Source organism: Cryobacterium sp. AP23 (genome assembly GCF_054075385.1).
Map to the genome: position 1 here is coordinate 3731028 of NZ_CM133415.1, position 20503 is coordinate 3751530.

At 70.4% G+C, this 20503-nt stretch carries 19 protein-coding genes; 7 read left to right on the top strand and 12 right to left on the bottom strand.

From position 1 onward, the window contains the following. The first annotated feature begins 5 nt into the window (after positions 1-5). Entirely contained in the window at positions 6-383 is a 378-nt protein-coding gene (locus ACU5E9_RS17585; RefSeq protein WP_456811178.1) for a VOC family protein, read from the top strand. A gap of 33 nt (positions 384-416) precedes the next feature. Here the strand turns inward: ACU5E9_RS17585 and ACU5E9_RS17590 are convergent, their stop codons facing one another. After that, complete coding sequence (locus tag ACU5E9_RS17590; protein WP_456811179.1) at positions 417-1553, bottom strand: NADH:flavin oxidoreductase/NADH oxidase; 1137 nt, start codon at positions 1551-1553, stop codon at positions 417-419. 22 nt (positions 1554-1575) lie between these two features. Between ACU5E9_RS17590 and ACU5E9_RS17595 the strand changes: the two genes are divergently transcribed. The 4 genes from ACU5E9_RS17595 to ACU5E9_RS17610 all read left to right on the top strand — a co-directional run bounded on the left by ACU5E9_RS17595 (position 1576) and on the right by ACU5E9_RS17610 (position 5403). Next, on the top strand, positions 1576-2418 hold the full coding sequence (locus ACU5E9_RS17595) for an ADP-dependent NAD(P)H-hydrate dehydratase (protein WP_456811180.1): 843 nt from the start codon (positions 1576-1578) through the stop codon (positions 2416-2418). A 66-nt stretch (positions 2419-2484) separates the two neighbouring features. Continuing rightward, complete coding sequence (locus tag ACU5E9_RS17600) at positions 2485-3762, top strand: glycosyltransferase 87 family protein (protein ID WP_456811181.1); 1278 nt, start codon at positions 2485-2487, stop codon at positions 3760-3762. 2 nt (positions 3763-3764) lie between these two features. Next, positions 3765-4094 carry a thiamine-binding protein gene (locus ACU5E9_RS17605; protein ID WP_456811182.1) on the top strand — a complete coding sequence of 110 codons (330 nt, stop codon included), beginning with the start codon at positions 3765-3767 and terminating at the stop codon, positions 4092-4094. Between the two features lie 34 nt (positions 4095-4128). Continuing rightward, positions 4129-5403: an MFS transporter gene (locus ACU5E9_RS17610; RefSeq protein WP_456811183.1), complete on the top strand. Its 1275-nt coding sequence runs from the start codon at positions 4129-4131 to the stop codon at positions 5401-5403. Here the strand turns inward: ACU5E9_RS17610 and ACU5E9_RS17615 are convergent. From ACU5E9_RS17615 to ACU5E9_RS17650, 8 genes are all read right to left on the bottom strand, one after another. Beyond that, positions 5400-6071, bottom strand: a complete 672-nt coding sequence (locus ACU5E9_RS17615) for a response regulator (RefSeq protein ID WP_456811184.1) — start codon at positions 6069-6071, stop codon at positions 5400-5402. The two genes, ACU5E9_RS17610 and ACU5E9_RS17615, sit on opposite strands and share 4 nt — an antisense overlap. A 57-nt stretch (positions 6072-6128) precedes the next feature. Further along, positions 6129-7415: a hypothetical protein gene (locus ACU5E9_RS17620; RefSeq protein ID WP_456811185.1), complete on the bottom strand. Its 1287-nt coding sequence runs from the start codon at positions 7413-7415 to the stop codon at positions 6129-6131. Next, positions 7412-8581, bottom strand: coding sequence for a sensor histidine kinase (locus tag ACU5E9_RS17625; protein ID WP_456811186.1), 1170 nt, complete (start codon positions 8579-8581; stop codon positions 7412-7414). Before ACU5E9_RS17625 ends, ACU5E9_RS17620 begins: the two co-directional genes overlap by 4 nt. A gap of 56 nt (positions 8582-8637) precedes the next feature. Beyond that, a complete protein-coding gene (locus ACU5E9_RS17630) occupies positions 8638-9300 on the bottom strand; it encodes a hypothetical protein (protein ID WP_456811187.1) in 663 nt (220 codons plus the stop codon). Then, on the bottom strand, positions 9287-10711 hold the full coding sequence (locus ACU5E9_RS17635; protein WP_456811188.1) for a DUF4389 domain-containing protein: 1425 nt from the start codon (positions 10709-10711) through the stop codon (positions 9287-9289). Before ACU5E9_RS17635 ends, ACU5E9_RS17630 begins: the two co-directional genes overlap by 14 nt. Positions 10712-10781: 70 nt before the next feature. Next, positions 10782-11996 (bottom strand): homoserine O-acetyltransferase MetX, encoded by a 1215-nt coding sequence (metX, locus tag ACU5E9_RS17640; RefSeq protein WP_456811189.1) that lies wholly within the window; start codon positions 11994-11996, stop codon positions 10782-10784. A gap of 145 nt (positions 11997-12141) precedes the next feature. Then, positions 12142-13470 carry a bifunctional o-acetylhomoserine/o-acetylserine sulfhydrylase gene (locus ACU5E9_RS17645; RefSeq protein ID WP_456811190.1) on the bottom strand — a complete coding sequence of 443 codons (1329 nt, stop codon included), beginning with the start codon at positions 13468-13470 and terminating at the stop codon, positions 12142-12144. Between the two features lie 166 nt (positions 13471-13636). Beyond that, entirely contained in the window at positions 13637-14737 is a 1101-nt protein-coding gene (locus tag ACU5E9_RS17650) for an acyltransferase family protein (RefSeq protein WP_456811191.1), read from the bottom strand. A 29-nt stretch (positions 14738-14766) separates the two neighbouring features. On the opposite strand from ACU5E9_RS17650, the gene ACU5E9_RS17655 reads away from it, so the two are divergent. After that, on the top strand, positions 14767-15570 hold the full coding sequence (locus ACU5E9_RS17655) for an SDR family NAD(P)-dependent oxidoreductase (RefSeq protein WP_456811192.1): 804 nt from the start codon (positions 14767-14769) through the stop codon (positions 15568-15570). 88 nt (positions 15571-15658) lie between these two features. Here the strand turns inward: ACU5E9_RS17655 and ACU5E9_RS17660 are convergent, their stop codons facing one another. The 3 genes from ACU5E9_RS17660 to ACU5E9_RS17670 form a co-directional block, all read right to left on the bottom strand. Then, positions 15659-17287 (bottom strand): solute symporter family protein, encoded by a 1629-nt coding sequence (locus ACU5E9_RS17660; RefSeq protein ID WP_456811193.1) that lies wholly within the window; start codon positions 17285-17287, stop codon positions 15659-15661. Then, positions 17284-17631: a DUF485 domain-containing protein gene (locus ACU5E9_RS17665; RefSeq protein ID WP_456811194.1), complete on the bottom strand. Its 348-nt coding sequence runs from the start codon at positions 17629-17631 to the stop codon at positions 17284-17286. Before ACU5E9_RS17665 ends, ACU5E9_RS17660 begins: the two co-directional genes overlap by 4 nt. Before the next feature lie 105 nt (positions 17632-17736). Beyond that, a complete protein-coding gene (locus ACU5E9_RS17670) occupies positions 17737-19713 on the bottom strand; it encodes an AMP-binding protein (RefSeq protein WP_456811195.1) in 1977 nt (658 codons plus the stop codon). 89 nt (positions 19714-19802) lie between these two features. On the opposite strand from ACU5E9_RS17670, the gene ACU5E9_RS17675 reads away from it, so the two are divergent. After that, entirely contained in the window at positions 19803-20483 is a 681-nt protein-coding gene (locus ACU5E9_RS17675; RefSeq protein ID WP_456811196.1) for a GntR family transcriptional regulator, read from the top strand. Positions 20484-20503 lie beyond the last annotated feature (20 nt).

A 20503-nucleotide genomic window follows, 5' to 3' on the forward strand; every position in this document is an offset into this window, starting at 1 on the left:
GTCTCATGTTGAGTCAATTGGAAGCAGCCGCGGTGCTGCCGGCCCGGGACCTCAAGCGGGCGAAGTCGTTCTATAGGGACAAGCTGGGCCTGGAGCCGGCCGAGGAACGTGACGGCGAATTGCGCTACCGCACCCCAGCGGGCGCGGCGGTGCTGATGTACGAAACCGAGAACGCGGGCACGGCGAAGAACACCGCCCTGCTCTGGGTGACCCCCGACGTCCGGGCAGAGGTCGACCGGTTGAAGGAGGCCGGGGTCGTGTTCGAGGAGTACGACCTGCCCGGGTTGAAGACCGAGGACGGCATTGCAACGACCGGCAACGAACGCGCGGCCTGGTTCAAGGACTCAGAGGGCAACATCCTCTGCGTCGCGCAGGACGGCTGACCCGGTCAGGCGGGCGCCGGGTCGGAAGCGCCGTCAAGCCTCCGGCCAGGTCGCCCGCAGGTACGGTCCCGGCCAGTAGTCCAGGTGCACGCCCAGCTCGTGGGCGGCGCGGAGGGCGAAATGCGGGTCGCGCAGGAACTCCCGGCCGAGCATGACCGCATCCGCCGCACCGGAGGCCACGATCTCGTTCGCGTGCCCGGCGGTGGTGATGAGACCGACGGCGTTGACCGGAACGTCGGCGGTATCCTTGACGAACTGCGCCAACGGGACCTGGTAGCCGGGGGAGAGGGGGATGTGCACCCCGGTGACGTTGCCACCGGAGGACACGTCGAAGAAGTCGGCTCCCGCCTCCGCGGCCCAGCCGGCGACGATCGCGGTCTCCTCGACACTCCAACCGTCCTCCGCATAGTCGGTTCCGGAGAAACGCACCAGCAGCGGTACGGTCTCGCCGACCTCGGCGCGCACCGCCTCGACGACGCGCAACAGCAGGCGGGCCCGGTTCGCAAGCGACCCGCCGAACTCGTCGTCGCGGTGGTTGCTCAGCGGGGAGAGGAACTGGTGCAGCAGGTAGCCGTGCGCGGCGTGCAGTTCGAGCACGTCGAAGCCGGCGCTGACCGCACGGCGGGCGGCGGCGACGAAATCGGTGATGACGGCGTCGATCCCGGCCAGGTTCAGCGCGACCGGCTCGGCGTAGCCCGGGAACGCGACGGCGGACGGCGCGAGCGCGGCCCAGCCGCCCTGATCGACGGGCACGGTGCCGCGCTCGGCGGCGCCCCAGGCCGGCCAGGTGGATGCCTTCCGGCCGGCGTGGGCGAGCTGGATGCCCGCGGTGGCGCCCTGATCGTGCAGGTAGTCCACGATCCGGGTCCAGGCGGCCGTCTGCACGTCGTTCCAGATGCCGGTGTCCCGGTCGCTGATGCGTCCCTCCGGGCTCACGGCGGTGGCCTCGGTGATGATCAGCCCGGCGCCGCCCGCGGCCATCGACCCGAGGTTCACCAGGTGCCAGTCGACCGGAACGCCGTCCCTGGCGGTGACGGCGTACTGGCACATCGGGGCGACCCAGAGGCGGTTGCGGATGCGGACCCCGCGCAGGCTGATCGGGTCGAAGAGCGACACCGCTGCGGCGGTGTCGGAGGCGATGGAGGACAGGGCGGCGCTGATATCGGACACCGAAACAACCTATCGTGAGTGCATGGCGAAACCACGACGATGGCTGGAATGGGGAGGCGCAGAGGCGCGCGACTGGATCGCCGTGCCGCAGGCGTCCGATGACAAGTACAGCCGCGGCGTGCTCGGCATCCGCACCGGGTCCACCGACTATCCCGGCGCCGCCGTGCTCGGGGTCGAGGCCGCCAGTCGCACCGGGGTCGGCATGGTGCGCTACCTGGGACCCCGGCGGGTGTCCACCCTGGTGTTGCAGCGCCGCCCGGAAGTGGTGACCGCCGACGGCCGGGTGCAGGCCTGGCTGCTCGGCTCCGGTATCGACGCCGGCACCCGGAGCCCAGAGACGACCGCGCGGATGCGGGAGGCGCTCGGCCAGGGCGTACCGGCGCTGCTGGACGCCGGAGCCCTCGACCTGGTCGGCGACGGCACCGGCACCAGGGTCATCACCCCGCACTACCGGGAGTTGGCCGGCCTGCTGGGCCGCTCCGGCGAGACCGTCGACGCGGCCGAGATCGCGGCCGCCCCGGGGGACTGGGCGGTCCGCGCCGCCGGCCTGCTGGGCGTCACCGTGCTGTTGAAGGGCAGCACCACCTTCGTCGCCTCACCGTCCGGCATCCGTCTCACCGTGTCCGGCTCGCCGGCCTGGCTGGCGACGGCGGGATCCGGCGACGTGCTCGCCGGCATCCTCGGCGCCCTGCTGGCCACCCACTCCGCGACGCTTCAGGCGGATGCCGACGCGCTCGCGGCGCTCGCCGCCACCGCGTCGTTCGTGCACGCCGCGGCCGCCGACCGGGCCTCCGGCGGCGGACCGATCGTGGCGCTGGACATCGCCGAGGCCGTACCGGCAACGATCGCGGCGCTGCTGGCCTGAGCGCTGCGCCACGACGCTGTGCCAGAGTGGACCGTGCCCGATTCCCGCTCCCCACGCAGCCCGGCCATGACGGCTACCCGCCTGGTGGTGCTGCGCCGGCCCGTCACCCTCTGGGCAGGTTTCGCGCTCGTGCACCTCGTGCTCATCGCTCTCAACCTGAGTGGGATCGGCTGGCCGCTGGGTGACGTGGAACGGGTCTACCTCGGCTGGGCGGAGGGCACCGTCGCCGGCACCGCGGGGCTGGGCACCGACACCGCCTTCGTCTACCCGATCCTGGCCCTCGCCCCGATCCTCGCGGCCCTGGTCTTCGGCGCACCGCTGTACGCGCTGACCTGGCTGGGCCTGGTGACCCTGATCAACGGCGTCGCGTTCGGCATGCTCACCGGCCGGCGGCCGAGTCGAACCACTGCGGCTGCCGCCTGGTGGTGGCTGGCCTTCCTGCTCCTGCTCGGCCCGGTCGGCCTGGCCCGGATCGACTCGGTGACCGCGCCGCTGGTGATCATGGGGCTGCTGTGGCTGCGCAGCCGACCGGTCGCCGGTGCGGTGCTGCTGAGCCTGGCCACCTGGGTGAAGGTCTGGCCGGTCGCGGCGATCATCGCCCTGGCGGTGGCCTCCGCCCGGCGGCGTTGGCAGGTCATCGCCGCGTTCGCCGGCACCTCACTGGCGATCATCGGCTTCGCCCAGCTCTTCGGCAGCGGGCTGACCATCCTCAGCTTCGTCACCGAGCAGACCAACCGCGGCCTGCAAGTCGAGGCGCCGGTGGCGTCCTGGTGGCTCTGGCAGTCCGCCATGGGCCTGCCGGGCACCCTGGTCTACTACGACCAGGAGATCCTCACCTATCAGGTGATCGGCGCCGGAACCGACGGCGTCATCGCGGCCATGACCCCACTGCTCGCGCTCTGCGTCGGCGTCGTGCTGCTGCTCGGCTGGCGCGCCCAACGCGTCGGCGCGGCCGTGGACTCGCTGTTCCCGCCGCTGCTCCTGGCCCTGGTGCTCACCCTGATCGCGATCAACAAGGTGGGCTCGCCCCAGTTCATGACCTGGCTGGCCGCACCGATCATCCTCGGCCTGGTCACTTGGCCGCGCGCCTGGCGGGCCCCGGCGGCCGTCGCACTGGTCATGGCCGCGCTCACTCAACTCGTCTACCCGTACTTCTACAACGACCTGCTCGCCACCACCCCGCTCATGGTGCTGGTGCTGTCGGTGCGGAACCTGCTGGAAGTGGTGTTGCTGGGGTGGATGATCGTGCGAATCTGGAAGCTCGGCAGCCCCACCTCCGGCCCGAAGCCCGCCATCCCCACCCTGGCCGGTGCCGACCGGCACCGGTCGATCCTGAAGGAGTAACCATGCTTGTCGCATTCTCGCTCGCCCCCTCCGGCGGCCCCTCCGATTCCGTGCACGACGCCGTGGCCGCCGCGGTGCGCGTCGTGCGCGAGTCCGGCCTGCCGCACCACACCGATTCCATGTTCACCACCATCGAGGGCGACTGGGACGAGGTCTTCGCCGTCGTCAAGGCCGCGGCGGATGCCATCGGCGCGTTCGGCTCCCGGGTGTCGCTGGTGCTCAAGGCCGACATTCGGCCCGGCTACACCGGCGAGTTGACCGGCAAGCTGGAACGGCTCGAGGCGGCTATCGAGGAATCGGCCGACGAATCGGCCGCCGGCGCCGGCGCGTAACCTGACCGAGACAATCGGCCCGTAGTCTGGACCGATGCCTTCACTGACCACCGGGGCGGCGCCGTTGTCGCTGGCCCGCATCCGCCTTGCCCTGCTCGCCCTCGCCCTCGGCGGGTTCGCGATCGGCGCGACGGAGTTCGTGGCGATGGGGCTGTTGCCCAACCTGGCCGCCGACCTGCTGCCCGGCCTGTACGCCTCGTCGCCGGACGCCGCGAACGCTCAGGTCGGCTGGTTGATCTCCGCCTACGCCCTCGGCGTCGTGGTCGGCGCCCCCACCATCGCGGCCGGGGCCGCCCGGTGGCCGCGCAAACAGCTGCTGCTGGCCCTGCTGGCGGCGTTCACCCTCGCCACCATCGCCTCGGCTCTGCTGCCCAGCTTCGGCCTGGTGCTCGTGGCCCGTTTCGTCGCCGCGCTGCCGCACGGCGCGTACTTCGGGATCGCGTCCCTCGTCGCGGCCGAGCTGATGGGCCCGGGCAAACGCGCCCGCGGCGTGGCCATCGTGCTCTCCGGGCTCACCATCGCGAACGTCATCGGGGTCCCGTCGATCACCTGGCTCGGCCAGGTCGCCGGCTGGCGGGTCGCCTACGTCGCCGTGGCCGCGCTGTTCGCGGTGACGTTCGTCGCCGTGATCGTGGCCGTGCCGTTCCAGGCCGGCAACCCCGGCGCCACCATGCGCAGCGAGTTGCGGGCGTTCGGCCGGCTGCAGGTCTGGTTGGCGTTGCTGATCGGGGCCGTCGGCTTCGGCGGCCTGTTCGCCGTGTACACCTACGTGGCGCCGCTGGTGATCGAGATCACCGGCCTGCCCGCCGTGGCGGTGCCGCTGGTGCTGGTGGTGGTGGGCCTGGGCATGACGGTGGGCAACTTCGTCGGCGGCGCGCTCGCCGACCGCAGCGTGCGCCGCACCATGTACGCGTTCTTCGGTGTCATGCTCGCGGCGCTGCTGCTGCTCGCGTTCGCCGCGCAGACCCTGGCCGGGCTGCTGATCGGGGTGTTCCTGGTGGGCGCGGCGGCATCGGCGCTGTCCCCGACCATCCAGACGAGGCTGATGGATGTGGCGCATGAAAGCCAGTCCATCGCGGCGGCGCTGAACCACTCGGCCCTGAACCTCGGCAACGCGCTCGGCGCCTACCTCGGCGGTGTCGTGGTGGCCGCGGGCCTGGGCTACCTCGCCCCGGTCTGGGTGGGCCTGGGCCTGAGCGTGCTGGGCGTCGCCCTGGCCGCCGTCACCTTCGCCATCGACCGCGACCGCCGTCGCCGGGGCGTGGACGTGCCGTACGGCACCCAGCTGATCGACGTGGTCGGAGCCTAGTCGCCCTGCAGCAGGATGCCGTCGTGGATGGCGCGCTTCCGCAGCGCGACCTTGGTGCCCACGTCGAAACCGGCCAGGCGGTACTTCTCGCGGATCCGCTTGAGGTAGGACTTCGCGGTCTCCTCTGAGATGCCGAGCTGGTGGGCGACGGCCTTGACCGGCTCACCGGCGCCGTACAACGCCATCACCCGGCGTTCCTGCGCGCTGAGCCGCGGCGAGGCGCCCGCGGTTCCGCTGTGCAGGGCCAGGTCGAGTTCGGCCGAGATGTAGGACTCGCCCACGTTCGCGGCGTGGATGGCGTCGACGATGGTGCCGGCCTCCTCGGTCTTGACGAGGTAGCCGAGCGCGCCGGCAGCCAGGGCCTCGCGCACGAGGGCCGGCTCGGAGTACGTGCTCATCAGGACCGTCTTCACACCGGCGGTCTTCAGGGTCGAGATCTTGAGGGACACCGGGATGTTGTCCTTGAGGTCCAGGTCGAGCAGCACCACATCGACGGGGAATTCCGGGTGGGTGAGGAGTTCGGGCCAGGTGGTCACGGCGGCGACCATGTTGATGTCGTCCGCGGCGCCGCGAATCCACTCGGTGAGCGCCCCCAGGAGCATCCGATGATCATCTACCAACGCCAACCGGATGGGATTGCCGATGAGCGTCACTGCTGCGTTCGTCACTGCTGCCTCCTGTTGCTGGTTCCCCCGTCGGATCCGTGCCGCGCCGGCTGGCGCGGGTCAGGCATCCGCGGGATTGTCAATACTGCATTCGATGTCGACGTGGAGCTGTCCACTTCGGACCGAATCGATGTGAGGGCCGACTACACGGATAGCCTGCCACGTCTCCGGATCGACGCGTCGCCGAGGAACCCCCTCGATGACAATCTGAATCGGAAACCGCAGCATCTCCCCGACGGCATGGCCGCTGGTGCGGCCCAACGGCCCGAATACGAGCGAAACCGTCGGCTCCGCCCCATCCGTGTCGCTGATCAGAAGCCATATTGCCAGAAGAAGGGCGTCCCGTTGCACCGGGGAGAGCTGGCCGGCCAGCCCGGCGGGGTCGTCCAGGTTCACCGCCGGGCCGAGAAACTCCGACTCGGTGAGCGCGTGGTGCAGCCAGGTCTCCCGTCGCCCCTCGATGAGATGCAGGCGCAGCTGAGTGGCCAGCGCCGCCGCCGCCGCGGACTTCGCGGGGCTCAACGGCAGCGCCGTTCGGCCTGTCGCAACGTCATCGAGCAGGGTTTCGGCGTCGAGGTCGATGCGGGCGAGCTCCTCGGAGGCGAGCATTCCGACCGCGGAGGAGGGCTGGCTGACGGTGCTCTGCACGAGCACCAGGTCGAGCTCGCGCTGCACCATCCGCCGGAACACCCGGGCGACGGATACCCCCAGCACTGGGGGGAACACACACAGGCCGATGGTGAGGATGGCGGGGGCCAACGCGAAGGTATCGGTTCGGTGCACGGTGAGTGATCCCGCCGCCACCACGGCGCCGAGCACCAGTGTCGCGGCCACGATGTCCCGGCCGCGGCGCACGGTGACCAGGGCGGTGAACAGCGCGCCGACCGCCGCCGCGGCCGTGGGATAGGCGCCGTGTCCGCTGCCGTACCCGGCCAGGTCGAGTCCGACGATGACCTCCCCGATGGCGAGGACGGTCAGGAACAGCCAGGTGGGCATCCGGTTGGAGACCCGGTTGGTGAACACCAGGGTCGTGACCCCGGCGACGAGCAGCACCACCCAGGCGGCCAGGGTGGGCATCGGGTCGGCGTAGAGGTCCCACTGCACCGCGAAGCGCCAGAGCAGGAACAGCGCGACGAAGCCGCCGCTGAGGGAGACGCCGACACCGAGGTGGCGTCCGCCCAGTCCGGTGCGGTTGGCGCGGGTGGTGTTGACGGTGCGCTGGGGCCGGCGGAAGGTGCGCCGGCGTTCGTCGCGCTGGGCATCGAGGAGCTGCCGGTCGGTTCGCGGAGCGGGGTCGGGGCCGGGCGCGACCGGAGCGGGCCCTGTCGTCGACGTGCCCTGGCTCATTTGGGCACCTCGAGGACCACGGTCGTTCCGGCGCCAGGGGAGGAGAACAGCCGGGCGCTGCCGCCGACGTCGCGGAGCCGGGCGACCACGGATTCGGCGAAGCCGAGCCGTTCGGTGCTGACGGCGGTGAGGTCGAAGCCCTTGCCGGCATCCGTCACCATGGCGCGCACCGTCGTCGCGTCGTCGGAGATCGTCACGTCCGCACGGGTCACCCCGGAGTGCCGGCGCACGTTCTCCAGGCACTCGCCGAGGGCGAGCAGGAACGAGTCGAGCACGTCGCTGGGCAGGAGCACCTGGCCGCTGCCGTGCCAGTCGACCTCGAGTCCCATCCGGCCGAACCGCTGCTTGACCGACTCCAGGGTGCTGCCGAGTTCCCCGGTGCTGGCCGGCTCGAGGGTGTACACGCCGGACCGGCTGGGGGTGGGCAGCCCGCCCAGCCGCAGCTGCCGCAACAGCCGGGCGTCATCGCCGGACTGTTGCCGGAGGGCGGCGGGGCTGACGCCGACACCGGAATGCGCCAGCAGCGTGAGCGTGGCCAGCACGGTGTCGTGCAGCAGGCGGGCGCCCTGCCGGCGCTGGGCCTCCAGCTCGCTGGCGTGCCGTTCGGCCTGGTGGGCGCGGCCGATCGCGGCGATGCGCTGCAGCACCCGGGGCACGCTCTGCGCGATCCACCAGCCGCCCAGGGACAGCGCGGCCCAGCCGCTCACCGTCAGTGCCAGCGGCAGCACGGATCCGCCCGCCGAGATGGTGACCAGGGACACGCTGGCCACCGTGACGCCGAAGGAGGCGAAGAGCACGATCTGCCGGCGGGGCCCGACGACCAGGACCGGGGCGACACAGCTGATCACGGCGGCGCCCACACTGCCGATGACGGCCTCCTCGACCAGGTTCAGGCCCACCTCCGCCGTGGACATCAGCCCGACCAGGAGGATCACGACGGTGCCGAGCAGCACGATCGGGACCACCCAGCGCATCGCGCCGCCGCGGCCGAGCAGGTACTGGCAGCCCAGGATCACCAGCATCACGGGGACGACCGCGATGATCACGGGCACCCTCACCCCGCCGGGCACCGCGAGGTAGGCCAGCGTGGTCACCGAACCTGCCGCGCCGGTCACCCGGGCGGCCCGGCGAAGTACGCGGTCTCGCTCTTTGGCGATGCGTGGCATGGGGGACAGCTCCTCGAGAGTGCTCTACCTGCACCTTATCGGCCCTTGTGGCTTTGTTAGACGGGTTGACGGGGCCTTTTGGTTCGCAGTATGCGCACCAGAACCACGCCGCTGACCAGCGCCATGGTGACGGCCATCAGGATGCCGGCGAGCACGCCGATCAGCAGCACGAGCACGGCCGGCTGGCCCGGCTGCCAGAGCGGCGTGGCCACCGCGAAGAAGACGGCCAGCCCGGCGCACCAGGCTGCCGCGCTGCCGGCGATCCACCACCCGGCGTTCCGGCGGTGCCGACGCAGCTCCGTCCACTGGGCGATGCCGATGCTGGTCAGGAGCAGGGCGCCGGCCACGGCGCCCGCGGCGACCTGGCCGGTGACCGGCCAGCCCTGCCAGACATCGGCCCACTCCGCCGGCAACAGCCCGATGAACCAGGCCACCGCCGCGCCGATCGCGGTGGCGCCCACCCAGCGTGGCCGGGACAGCTCCGGCACCCGGCTCCGCAGCACGGTCGCCTGCGTCCAGCCGAGCACCGCCCCCTCCAGCGCACCGGCGATGATCAGCGCGGGCACGTGCACCGGCGACCCGCCGAACGCCAGCTGGGCCAGCGCCGGCGCCAGGAACCCGACGCTCTCGCCCAGGGTGACCCAGAACAGCCAGTACCGCAGGAACCTGTCATCGGGGTACCGGCGCACCGGCGGAGTCGGCAGCCTATCGACGGTCATGGTGCACAGCGATGGTGCCGGGATCGTACGGGCCCTGGTCCAGCCGGAACGGCGGGTACTCGTCGCGCATGAGGGCCGCGTATACGATCACCCGGTAGACCCAGCGGTTGAGGCCGAGGACCAGGTCGAACAGGCCGGAGCGGTAACGGCCGCTGAACAGCAGGATGACGGCGGCGATGAGCACGAGCAGGCCCAGCAGAGAGAAGCCGGACTCCGTGGTCCTCGCCCAGGCGTCGCCGTCCCGCCGGGTCCACGCCCAGGTGCCGCCCGTGATGATCGCCACGACGAACAGGTGCGGCAGCACCAGCAGCCACCATTTCACGAGCACGAGGCCGTGCGAGAGCCGCTCAGGGTAGTCCACTTCAATGTCGGCCGGGTAGTCGGTGGCGGCCAGGCTGAACGGCGGGTACCGGTCGGTGCCGAGCGCCGAGTAGGCGTAGAAACTCACGCGCCAGTTCCAGCGCAGCACGCCGACGTTGTAGTTGAAGATCGCGCGCGGGTACCGGCCGGTGAACAGGATCGCGAAGCCGGCGATGACGGTGCTCACGGCGAAGCCGACCCAGAGGAAGAACAGCACGATGAGGTGGGGGATCACGAGGAGCCATTTCACCAGCCAGAGCGCGCGGGACAGGTCGGGGTCGAGCCGCCCGTTCAGCCTGGCCGGGTAGTCATCCCCGGGTCGGGCGGGGGCGGCGGGCACCGCCGGCGCGCCCGGGCCGGTCCGGCTCGACGGCGCCGGCCCGCCGCGGCCGAGCCCGATCACCCCGAGGATCACCAGGGCCAGGCCGATGAGCAGGGTGATGACACCGATCAGCAGCAGCGCCGTCGCCGCGGGGGCGAGGAGCCCGCTGCGCACCCCGGCCTGGAGGTCGACGTCGACGGAGCGGGAGGCATCCGCGTTCATCACCACGACCGCCCAGGATCCCGGTTGCACCTGCCAGGTGATTTCCTGGCTGCCCGGACCGGCAGCGGAGGCCACCCAGAAATTCTGGTCCGCCGGCCGGGCCGGGCGCTCCGGCCCGGCGATCTCGGCGTAGCGCACCCGGAACGGGTTGGTCTCTATGCCGCGCACCTCGGTGTGGTTGACCCCGGCCAGGTAGCCGTCGACGTCGGCCCGCGACGCGATGCCGATGAACACCCCGGCGGAATCGGCGCTGGTCGCCTCCAACCGGATCCGGGCGATGTCGAGGTTCAGCGGCGCCGGGGTGTCCGCGCTGGTCACCGGCCCGAGGGTGGGGCTGGTCAGGGCGAAGCTGTCGGTGGCGAAGGACGCGGTGCGGCTGGAGAAGTAGCCGTTCTGGCCTTGGGCGCCGTTGGCGATGGCGGCGATGATGCCGGCGGTCACCAATGCGACGCCGATCAGCGTCAGGATCGTACCGATCAGGAGCGAGATGAGGGGGCCGGGCTTCATGACGACGGATCCTTTCCGCGCGGGCCGAACCCAGTCAGCGTTCTCCCGAACGGGGCCGCTGTCAACCCGCTCAGTCGAGCAGCCGCCGCAGCTGGGCGCCGACCGCGGCGCTCTCGATCAGGAAGCCGTCATGGCCGTAACCGGATTCGAGCACAACCGGTGCGTCAGAGGAAGGACCCAGGCCCAGCCCGGCGGGCAACCCGGCCGCGATGACCCGCTGGCCCTCCACCGGGAACAGCCGGTCGCTGTCGATGCCGAGCACCAGGGTGCGCGCCCGGATCCGGTCGAGGGCGGCGGCGACACCGCCGCGTCCACGCCCGATGTCGTGCGAGTTCATCGATTCGACCAGGGTGATGTAGCTGTTCGCGTCGAACCGGCGGGTGAATTTGTTGCCGTGGAAGTCCAGGTACGACTCCACCGCGAACCGGCCGTTGTCGCCCAGCGGGCTGATCCCGCTCTGCCAGCTGCGCTCGAAGCGCACATTCAGTTCCGACGGGCTGCGGTAGTTCAGCAGCGCCATCCGCCGGGCCAGGGCCAGCCCGCGGCTCGGGCCGGCCCCGGGGACGGCGTCGTAGTAGTCGCCGGCCCGGAACAGCGGGTCGGTGCGGATGGCCTCGATCTGCACCGAGTTGAGGGCGACCTGGTCGGCGGTGGTGACCGGCGGGGCGGCGAGGATGGCGAGCCTGGCGACCCGGTCGGGCTGGTCGATGCCCCACTCCAGCACGTGCATCCCGCCCATCGACCCGCCGACCACCGCGGCCCAGCGGTCGATGCCGAGCCGGTCGCTGAACGCCACCTGCGCGGCGACCTGGTCGCGGATGGTGAGGTAGGGGAACCGGGGACCCCACTCGGAGCCGTCCGGGGCGAGGGAGCCGGGGCCGGTCGTGCCCTGGCAGCCGCCGAGCATGTTCGGCGCCACCACGAACCAGCGGTCGGTGTCGATGGCAAGTCCGGGCCCGACAATGCCGCTCCACCAGCCGGCGGTGGGATGCCCGGGGCCGGACGGGCCGACCAGGTGGCTGTCCCCGGTGAGGGCGTGCAGTACGAGCACGGCGTTGTCGCCGGTGGGGGAGAGTTCGCCCCAGGTCTCGTAGGCGATCCGCACCGCGCCGAGGTGGCCGCCGGCCTCCAGGTCGAGCGCGCCGACGTCGAGGAACCGGCGGTCGCCAACCGGGTCGCCGTCCCGCCACCCGCCCGTCACGGGCGGTTTGCCCAGCAGTGAGCGCACCTGCGCGTCGGTGACGAAGGTGGACGGGACGGTGTCCTCGGAGAATTGCCATTCCATATGGCTCAATCTTGGCGATTTTCGCGCCCCACCGTGGTTTATTACGTCACGGTGTGCCCACAGGGGTTCGCGAGAGCGGCCACACGGTCACCTCCCGCGCGGGGAGGTGACCGTTTCGCCGCTCTCGCGGAACCTGACGGGACGGTCAGGCGTTCGCGCGGGAGTCCAGGACCACGGCGCGGGCCGCGGCCAGTCCGTTCTCGAGGTCGGCCTGCAGGTCGGCGACGTTCTCGATACCCACCGACAGCCGCACCAGTCCCGGCGTCACGCCCGCCGTGAGCTGCTGCTCCGGGGAGAGCTGGGCGTGCGTGGTCGAGGCCGGGTGGATCACCAGGGAGCGCACGTCGCCGATGTTGGCCAGGTGGCTGAACAGTTCGAGGTTGTCCACCAGCGCACGGCCGGCATCCACCCCGCCCTTGAGCTCGAACGAGAGCACCGCGCCAACGCCCAACGGCAGGTACTTGTTGGCCGCGGCGTACCAGGGGCTCGACGGCAGGCCGGCGTAGTTGACCGACGCGATGTCCGGGTGGTTCTCGAGGAACTCGGCAATCTGCTGGGCGTTGCTCACGTGCCGTTCGATGCGCAGGCTGAGCGTCTCGATGCCCTGGATGAGCTGCCACGCACTCGCCGGGGCGATCGAGGAGCCGAGGTCGCGCAGCAGTTGCACGCGGGCCTTGATGATGAACGCGAGGCCGTCGCCCACCGCGGTGGTGTAGCTGGCGCCGTGGTACGACGGGTCGGGTTCGGTCAGCCCGGGGAACTTCTCCACGTTGGCGGACCACTCGAACAGGCCGCCGTCGACGACGACACCGCCGATGATGGTGCCGTGGCCGCCGAGGAACTTGGTGGCCGAGTGCACGACGATGTCGGCGCCGTGCTCGAACGGGCGCAGCAGGTAGGGCGTCGCGATGGTGTTGTCCACGATCAACGGCACCCCGTTGGTGTGCGCGACCTCGGCGACGAGCGCGATGTCGAGGATGTTGATCTTGGGGTTGCCGATGGTCTCGGCGAAGAACAGCTTCGTGTTCGGCCGCACCGCGCGGGCCCACTCGGCGGCATCATCCTGGTCTTCGACGAAGGTGGTTTCGATGCCGAGCTTCTTCAGCGTGTACTTGAACAGGTTGTAGGTGCCGCCGTAGATGGAACTGGACGACACGATGTGGTCGCCGGCCTGGGCGATGTTGAGCACCGCGAAGGTCGACGCCGCCTGGCCGCTGGCCACGAGCAGGGCGCCGGTGCCGCCCTCGAGGGCGGCGACGCGCTCCTCGACCACGGCCTGGGTCGGGTTCATGATGCGGGTGTAGATGTTGCCGAACTCGGCCAGCGCGAACAGCTTCTGGGCGTGCTCGGCGCTCTCGAAGACGTAGGAGGTGGTCTGGTAGATCGGCGTGGCCCGCGCGTGCGTGGTCGGGTCCGGGCTGGCCCCGGAGTGGACCTGCTTGGTTTCGAACTTCCAGTCTGCGGAATCGCTCATCGGTCGGTCTCCCTCGTCGTGGTCGGGGTGGCAACCCCGAGCGGGTGTCGCGGAGCTGGCCGCTCCGCCTCTCTGCAGCAAGAATAGGCAGGACGGCGACGTGCGACAACGGCCCCCGAAACACGACGTCATCTGCCGGCCGCGGCCGGCGGTCGGGCCGGTCGGGTCAGGGCTTCCCGGGCCCGTGCGGCAGCACGATGGTGCCGGTGTGGGTGGATGGTTCCTGCCGGAACAGCCAGCGCAGCCTTGGTTCCACCAGCGGACGGAAGATCCGCCTCACCACCGGCAGCGACAAAAGCACCGAGATCGCGATGGCCAACAGGATGATCGCCGGCAGTACCCAGGCCGGCTGCGGTCCCTCGAGCACCCCGGTCTCGCGGAGCGGGTAGAGCAGGAAGGTGTGCAGCAGGTAGATGTACATGGTGGCGGCGCCGAGTGGAGTGAACCAGGTGGCGCGGCGCGGCATCAGCATGAGGAAGGCCATGATGAACAGGAACGACGCCAGCATCAGGCCCAGCCGGATGACGCCGGCCCAGAACTGGTCGTAACCGAACTGCCAGTAGGCCTCGTCGTAGAGGGTGAAGCTGCGGAGCCGGAGATCCCGCACGCCGACGATGTTGGCGGCGATGGCCAGTGCCAGGCCGCCGAAGAGGGCGATAGCGCCGGCACGCCAGCGCCACACCGCGGCGGGGGACAGGTGCATCCAGCTGGCGGTCAACGGCCACTGGCGCAACTTCCAGCCGAACACGAAGAACGGCAGCAGCCCGAGCGTGCGCGACAGCGAGAAGGTGCTGTCGATGTCGCCGACGTAACCGGCGCCCACCGAGATGGCGATGCTGATCAGCAGCGGGTAGCGCATCAGCACCAGGTACGGCAGCGCCACCCGCCAGATGGCCAGGGCGATCAGGAACCACAGCGTCCAGGAGGGACTGGAGTAGTCGACCTGCAAGTCGCCGCCGAGCGCCCAGACGATCAGGGTCCAGATGGTCTCGAAGATCAGGTAGGGGAAGACGACGTCGGTGATCAACCGGTGCATCTGCCGGGGCCCCGGCGGGCCCGACTTGGCGAAGTACCCGCTGACAGCGACGAACACCGGAACATGAAAGGCATAGATGAAGAGGTAGACGCCGTAGGCGGTGTCCGACTCCCCGATCAGTTTGAGGATCGCGTGACCGATCACCATCAGCGTGATGGCGATCCAGCGGGCGTTGTCCCACAGGGGAACCCGGCGCTTGTGCTTGTGGGGTGCGTCAGTCGGCGAACTCATCAGGTCCATTCTCCGGGCAGAATAGGCCAATGGGCAAAAAGAGAGTCGTCGTCACCGGAGCTAGTTCAGGAATCGGAGCGGCCACCGTGCGCCTGTTCCGCGAGCACGGATGGGATGTGGTGGGCGTCGCCCGCCGGGCCGACCGGCTCGCCACCGTCGCCGCGGAGACCGGGTCGGATGTGTTCGCCGCGGACCTCACCGTGCAGGCCGACGTGGATGCGTTGCGTGAGTACCTGGCCGCGACGGGCCCGGTGAACGCCCTGGTGAACAACGCCGGCGGGGCCAAGGGGCTCGACTCGGTGGAGGCCGGGTCGGTCGAGGACTGGGCCTGGATGTACGAGATCAACGTGCTCGCGTTGAAGCGGGTCACGAGCGCCCTGCTGCCGCTGCTGCGCGCCTCGATTGCCGCTGAGACGGATGGCGCAGCCGAAGGAGCCGCCGCATCCGCCGACATCGTCAACATCACCTCCACCGCCGGGCACACCGCCTACATCGGTGGCGGCGGCTACAACGCCGCCAAGTTCGCCGCGCACGCCCTCACCGAGGTGCTGCGCCTGGAGCTCAGCGGCGAACCGATCCGGGTGATCGAGATCGCCCCCGGCATGGTGCAGACCGACGAATTCGGCCTGGTGCGGTTCGGCGGCGACCCCGAGAAGGCCGCCGCCGCCTACACCAACGTGGTGCACCCGCTCGTGGCGGAGGATGTGGCCGCCACCATCGTGGCCGCCGTCGAACTGCCGGCGCACGTGAACCTCGACCTCGTCGTGGTCAAGCCCGTCGCCCAGGCCTCCACCACCCTGGTCGCCCGCGGCCCCCTGGTCCCGCGCGCCTAGGGTTCCCCACCCGCAACTGTTCCCCGTGCGGACAACTGGTCCCGGCACACCGGGTGCAATTGTCCGCACGGGGAACAGTTGGTGACGGTTAGTGCTCGCTCGCCTTCTCGGCGCCGAACCCGGTGAGGGAGCGCACCGCCATCTCGGCGGCCAGCTTCGGGTCCTCCTTGCGGGTGCTGGTGACCGAGCCGAGCCAACCGAGCAGGAAGCCCAGCGGGATCGAGACGATGCCCGGGTTGTTCAGGGGGTAGAGCGCGAAGTCCACGCCCTCGCCGAACATCGAGGTGGGCGTGCCGGAGAACACCGGCGAGAACACGATCAGCAGGATCGCCGAACCCAGGCCGCCGTACATGCTCCACAGGGCGCCGCGGGTGGTGAAGCCGCGCCAGAACAGCGAGTACAGGATGGTGGGCAGGTTGGCGCTCGCCGCGACGGCGAAGGCCAGCGCCACCAGGAACGCGATGTTCTGCCCCTGCACGCCGATGCCGCCGGCGATGGCGAGGATGCCGATCACCACGACGGTGCGCCGGGCGATCTTGACTTCACCGTCGGGGTCGCCCTTGCCCTTCTTGATCACGCTGGCGTAGATGTCGTGCGCGAACGAGGTGGCCGCCGTGATGGTGAGACCGGCCACGACCGCGAGGATGGTCGCGAACGCGATCGCGGAGATCAGGCCGAGCAGCAGCGGCCCGCCCAGCGCAAGGGAGAGCAGCGGGGCGGCCGAGTTGACGCCGCCAGGGGAGGCGAGGATGGTGTCGGCGCCGACCAGGGACGCGGCGCCGAAGCCGAGCACCAGGGTGAACAGGTAGAACGCGCCGATCAGGAAGATCGCCCACACCACCGAACGCCGGGCCTCGCGTGCGCTGGGCACGGTGTAGAAACGCATCAGCACGTGCGGCAGGCCTGCGGTGCCGAGCACCAGGGCGATCGCCAGCGAGATGAAGTCCAGCGGGTTGCCGCCGTACTGCAGCCCGGGGGCCAGGATGGCGTCGGCCGGGGTGGCCGCGGAGTTCGCGACGGCGGCGTCGAGCAGGGTGGACAGGTTGAAGCCGTTGATCACCAGCACCCACACCGTCATGGCGCCGGCGCCGATGATGAGCAGGAACGCTTTGACGATCTGCACCCAGGTGGTGCCCTTCATCCCGCCGATCAGCACGTAGAGGATCATCAGGCCGCCCACCACGGTGACGACGATGGACTGGCCGAGCTTGTCGTTGATGCCCAGCAGCAGCGACACCAGGCCGCCGGCGCCGGCCATCTGGGCGAGCAGGTAGAAGAAGCACACCGCCAGGGTGGTGGTGGCCGCGGCCACCCGCACCGGCCGTTGTGCCAGCCGGAAGGAGAGCACATCCGCCATCGTGAACTTGCCGGTGTTGCGCATCAGCTCGGCCACCAGGAGCAGGGCCACCAGCCAGGCCACCAGGAACCCGATGGAGTAGAGGAAGCCGTCGTAGCCGTTCACGGCGATCGCGCCGACGATGCCGAGGAACGACGCCGCCGACAGGTAGTCGCCGGCGATCGCGAAGCCGTTCTGCGGCCCGGTGAAGGATCGCCCGCCGGTGTAGTAGTCGGAAGCGGTGCGGTTGTTGCGGCCCGCCCGGATCACGATCACCAGGGTGACGGCCACGAAGGCCAGGAAGATCGAAATGTTCAGCACCGGGTTGGTCTCGGCCTGTTCGGCCGCCGCGGCGACCGCGGTCACGCCCAGGGCGCTCACGCGGCGGCCTTCGCTTCGAGCTCGGCGCGCAGCTCGGCGCCGAGCGGGTCGAGCACCCGGTTGGAGAACGCGACGTACCAGATGGTGATGGCGAAGGTGGTGACGAACTGGCCGAGCCCGAGGACCAGGCCCAGGTTGATGCTGCCGGAGACCTTGTAGGCCATCACGTCGGGCAGGTAGGCGGCGACGAGCACGAAGCCGAAGTACCAGACCAGGAAGAACACGGCCAGGGGGATCACGAACCGCCGGCGCCTCCGTTGCAGGTTGATGAAGCGTTCGGAGTTCTCGAATTCGACATAGTCGATCCCTCCGGCCGGCCTGGCGTCTCTCAGCGATTCCTTCATAGGGGCTCCTTTGCTCCGGTGATGTGGGGTGGTTCGGCCGTAACTGTTCCCGATGCGGACAAATGCACCCGGTGTGCCGGGTGCATTTGTCCGCACGGGGAACAGTTAGTCGGGGACTGGAGGGACTGCGGGGACGGCGGGGGACGGGTGGACCGCTCGGGTGAGGGTGTCGAGCACGGTGGGGTCCTCAATGGTGGGCGGCACCTTGTACGGGTCGCCGTCGACGATCTGGCGGATGGTCTTCCGCAGGATCTTGCCGGAGCGGGTCTTGGGCAACCGCTCCAGGATGGTCACGTCGCGAAACGCCGCCACCGGCCCGATGTGCTCGCGCACCAGGTTGACCAGCTCGGCCGTGAGCACGTCATGGTCCACCACGACACCCGCCTTGAGGGTGACGAAACCGGCCGCCCGCTGGCCCTTGAGCGCGTCGCGCACACCGAGCACCGCGCACTCCGCCACGGCCGGATGCCGGGTGAGCACCTCCTCGAGGGACCCGGTGGAGAGCCGGTGGCCGGCGACGTTGATCACATCGTCGGTGCGGCCCATCACGTAGAGGTAGCCGTCCGCGTCCAGGTGCCCGGAGTCGCCGGTGGCGTAGTAGCCGGGGAAGGCGGTCAGGTAGGCGCTGGCGAACCGGTCCGCGCCGCCCCAGATGCCCAGCAGCGAGCCCGGTGGCAGCGGCAGCCGGATCGCGATGTTGCCGTCCTTGCCCGGCTTGGTGACCGGTTCGCCCTTCGAGTCGAGGATGGCGATGTCGTACCCGGGCACCGGCACTGCAGTGGAGCCGGGTTTGGTGGGCAGCTCCTGGATGCCGCGCGGGTTGGCGCAGATGGCCCAGCCGGTCTCGGTCTGCCACCAGTGGTCCACGACCGGGCAGTGCAGGCCGTCGTTGACCCAGTGGAAGGTCTCCGGGTCGAGCCGTTCCCCGGCCAGGAACAGGGCGGTGAGGCTGGACACGTCGTAACGGGCCAGCTCGGCCAGGTCGGGGTCGATGCGGCGGATGGCGCGGATGGCCGTGGGCGCGGTGAACAGCACATTCACCTTGTAGTCCGCCACGACCCGCCAGAACGCGCCGGCATCCGGGGTGCCGATCGGTTTGCCTTCGTAGATGATCGTGGTGGCACCGGCCAGCAGCGGCGCGTACACGATGTAGGAATGGCCGACCACCCAGCCGACGTCCGACGCAGCCCAGAACACGTCGTCGGGGCCGATGTCGTAGATGCCCCGCATCGACCAGGTCAGCGCGACGGCGTGGCCGCCGTTGTCGCGGATGATGCCCTTCGGGTTCCCGGTGGTGCCGGAGGTGTAGAGGATGTAGAGCGGGTCGCCGCTCTGCACCGGCACCGGGTCCGCCGGGGTGGCGGCGGCTTCCTCGGCCGCCCAGTCCAGCCAGCGCACGGCAGTGTCGCCGGCGTAGTCCGCAGCGGAGCCGTCGATGGTGGCGCGGTCCCGCACGATCACGGTGTGCACCGAGCCGGCGCTCAGCTCGAGGGCCTTCTGCACCAGTGGCAGGTACGGCACCACCTTGCCAGGCTCCAGCCCGCCGGAGGCCGTGACGATCACCGTGGGCCGGGCGTCGTCAATGCGCACGGCGAGCTCGTTGGCCGCGAAACCGCCGAACACCACCGAGTGCACGGCGCCGAGGCGGGCGCAGGCGAGCATGGCCACGACGGCCTCGGGGATCATCGGCAGGTAGACGATGACCCGGTCGCCCCGGCCCACCCCGTTGGCGCGCAACACCCCGGCGAAGCGGGCGACCCGCTCCAGCAGTTCGCGGTAGCTCAGCCGCAGGCGGGTGCCGGTCATCGCGGAGTCGTAGATCAACGCCGTGTGGTCACCGCGGCCCGCGAGGACGTGCCGGTCGAGGGCGTTGAAACTGGTGTTGAGGGTGCCGTCGGCGAACCAGCTGTAGTCGGTGGCCGAGCGCGTCGTCAGCGCCGTGCTCGGGGGGTTCACCCAGTCGATGGCGCGGGCGGCGCCGAGCCAGAAGTCTTCGCGCTCGTCGATACTGTGCCGCCAGACATCGCGGTAGAGCGTGTCGGGCTGCAGGGCGGTGCGCGTGGTTCCAGTGCGTTGGATCATGGTGCGAACCTCTCCATTGAAGCTCTCATGTATACACAAGGTGCCGTCAGTCTTGCACATGGGGGTGGAAAGGGGAATAGGATGCGCTTGTGTATACAGAGACCGTCAGCGCCGCACCGGAGCGGGCCAGTGACCGGGCCTACCGGGTGCTCCGCGACGAGATCCTGGACGGGATCCTGCCGGCCGGAACGGTGCTGCTCGAGGTGGAGCAGGCCGCCCGGCTCGGCGTCTCCCGCACCCCGCTGCGCTCGGCCGTGGCCCGCCTCGTGGCGGACGGCCTCGTCGCCGGCCGCAGCGGCCGCGGCTTCTCGGTCACCGAGATGTCCCTCGAGTCCATCAACGACCTGTACGAGCTGCGCGAGGCCCTCGAGGAACGCGCCGCGACCCTCGCCGCCCGGCGGACCGACCGGTCCGCGTTCGGGAACCTGCGCGAACGGTTCGTCGCGGCGCCGGCCCTGCTGGACGCCGGCGAGGACGGCATCCACCGCTACTACGCGCTCATCGACGAGTTCGACGCAGCCATCGACACCGCCGTCGACAACGTCTTCCTCGTGGGCGCCCTCGACACCGTGCGCACCCACCTGGCCCGCATCCGCCGGGTCGCCAGGGGCAACCCGGAACGGCTGCGGGCCGCGGCCGCCGAGCACCTGTTGATCCTCGACGCGATCATCGACGGGGATGCGGCGCTCGCCGCGCACGCCACCCACGTGCACCTGCACCTCAGCCTGGCGAGCGTGCTCGCCGTGCTCGGCGGCACCGAAACGACCTGACCCGCCCGACCTACGACCGA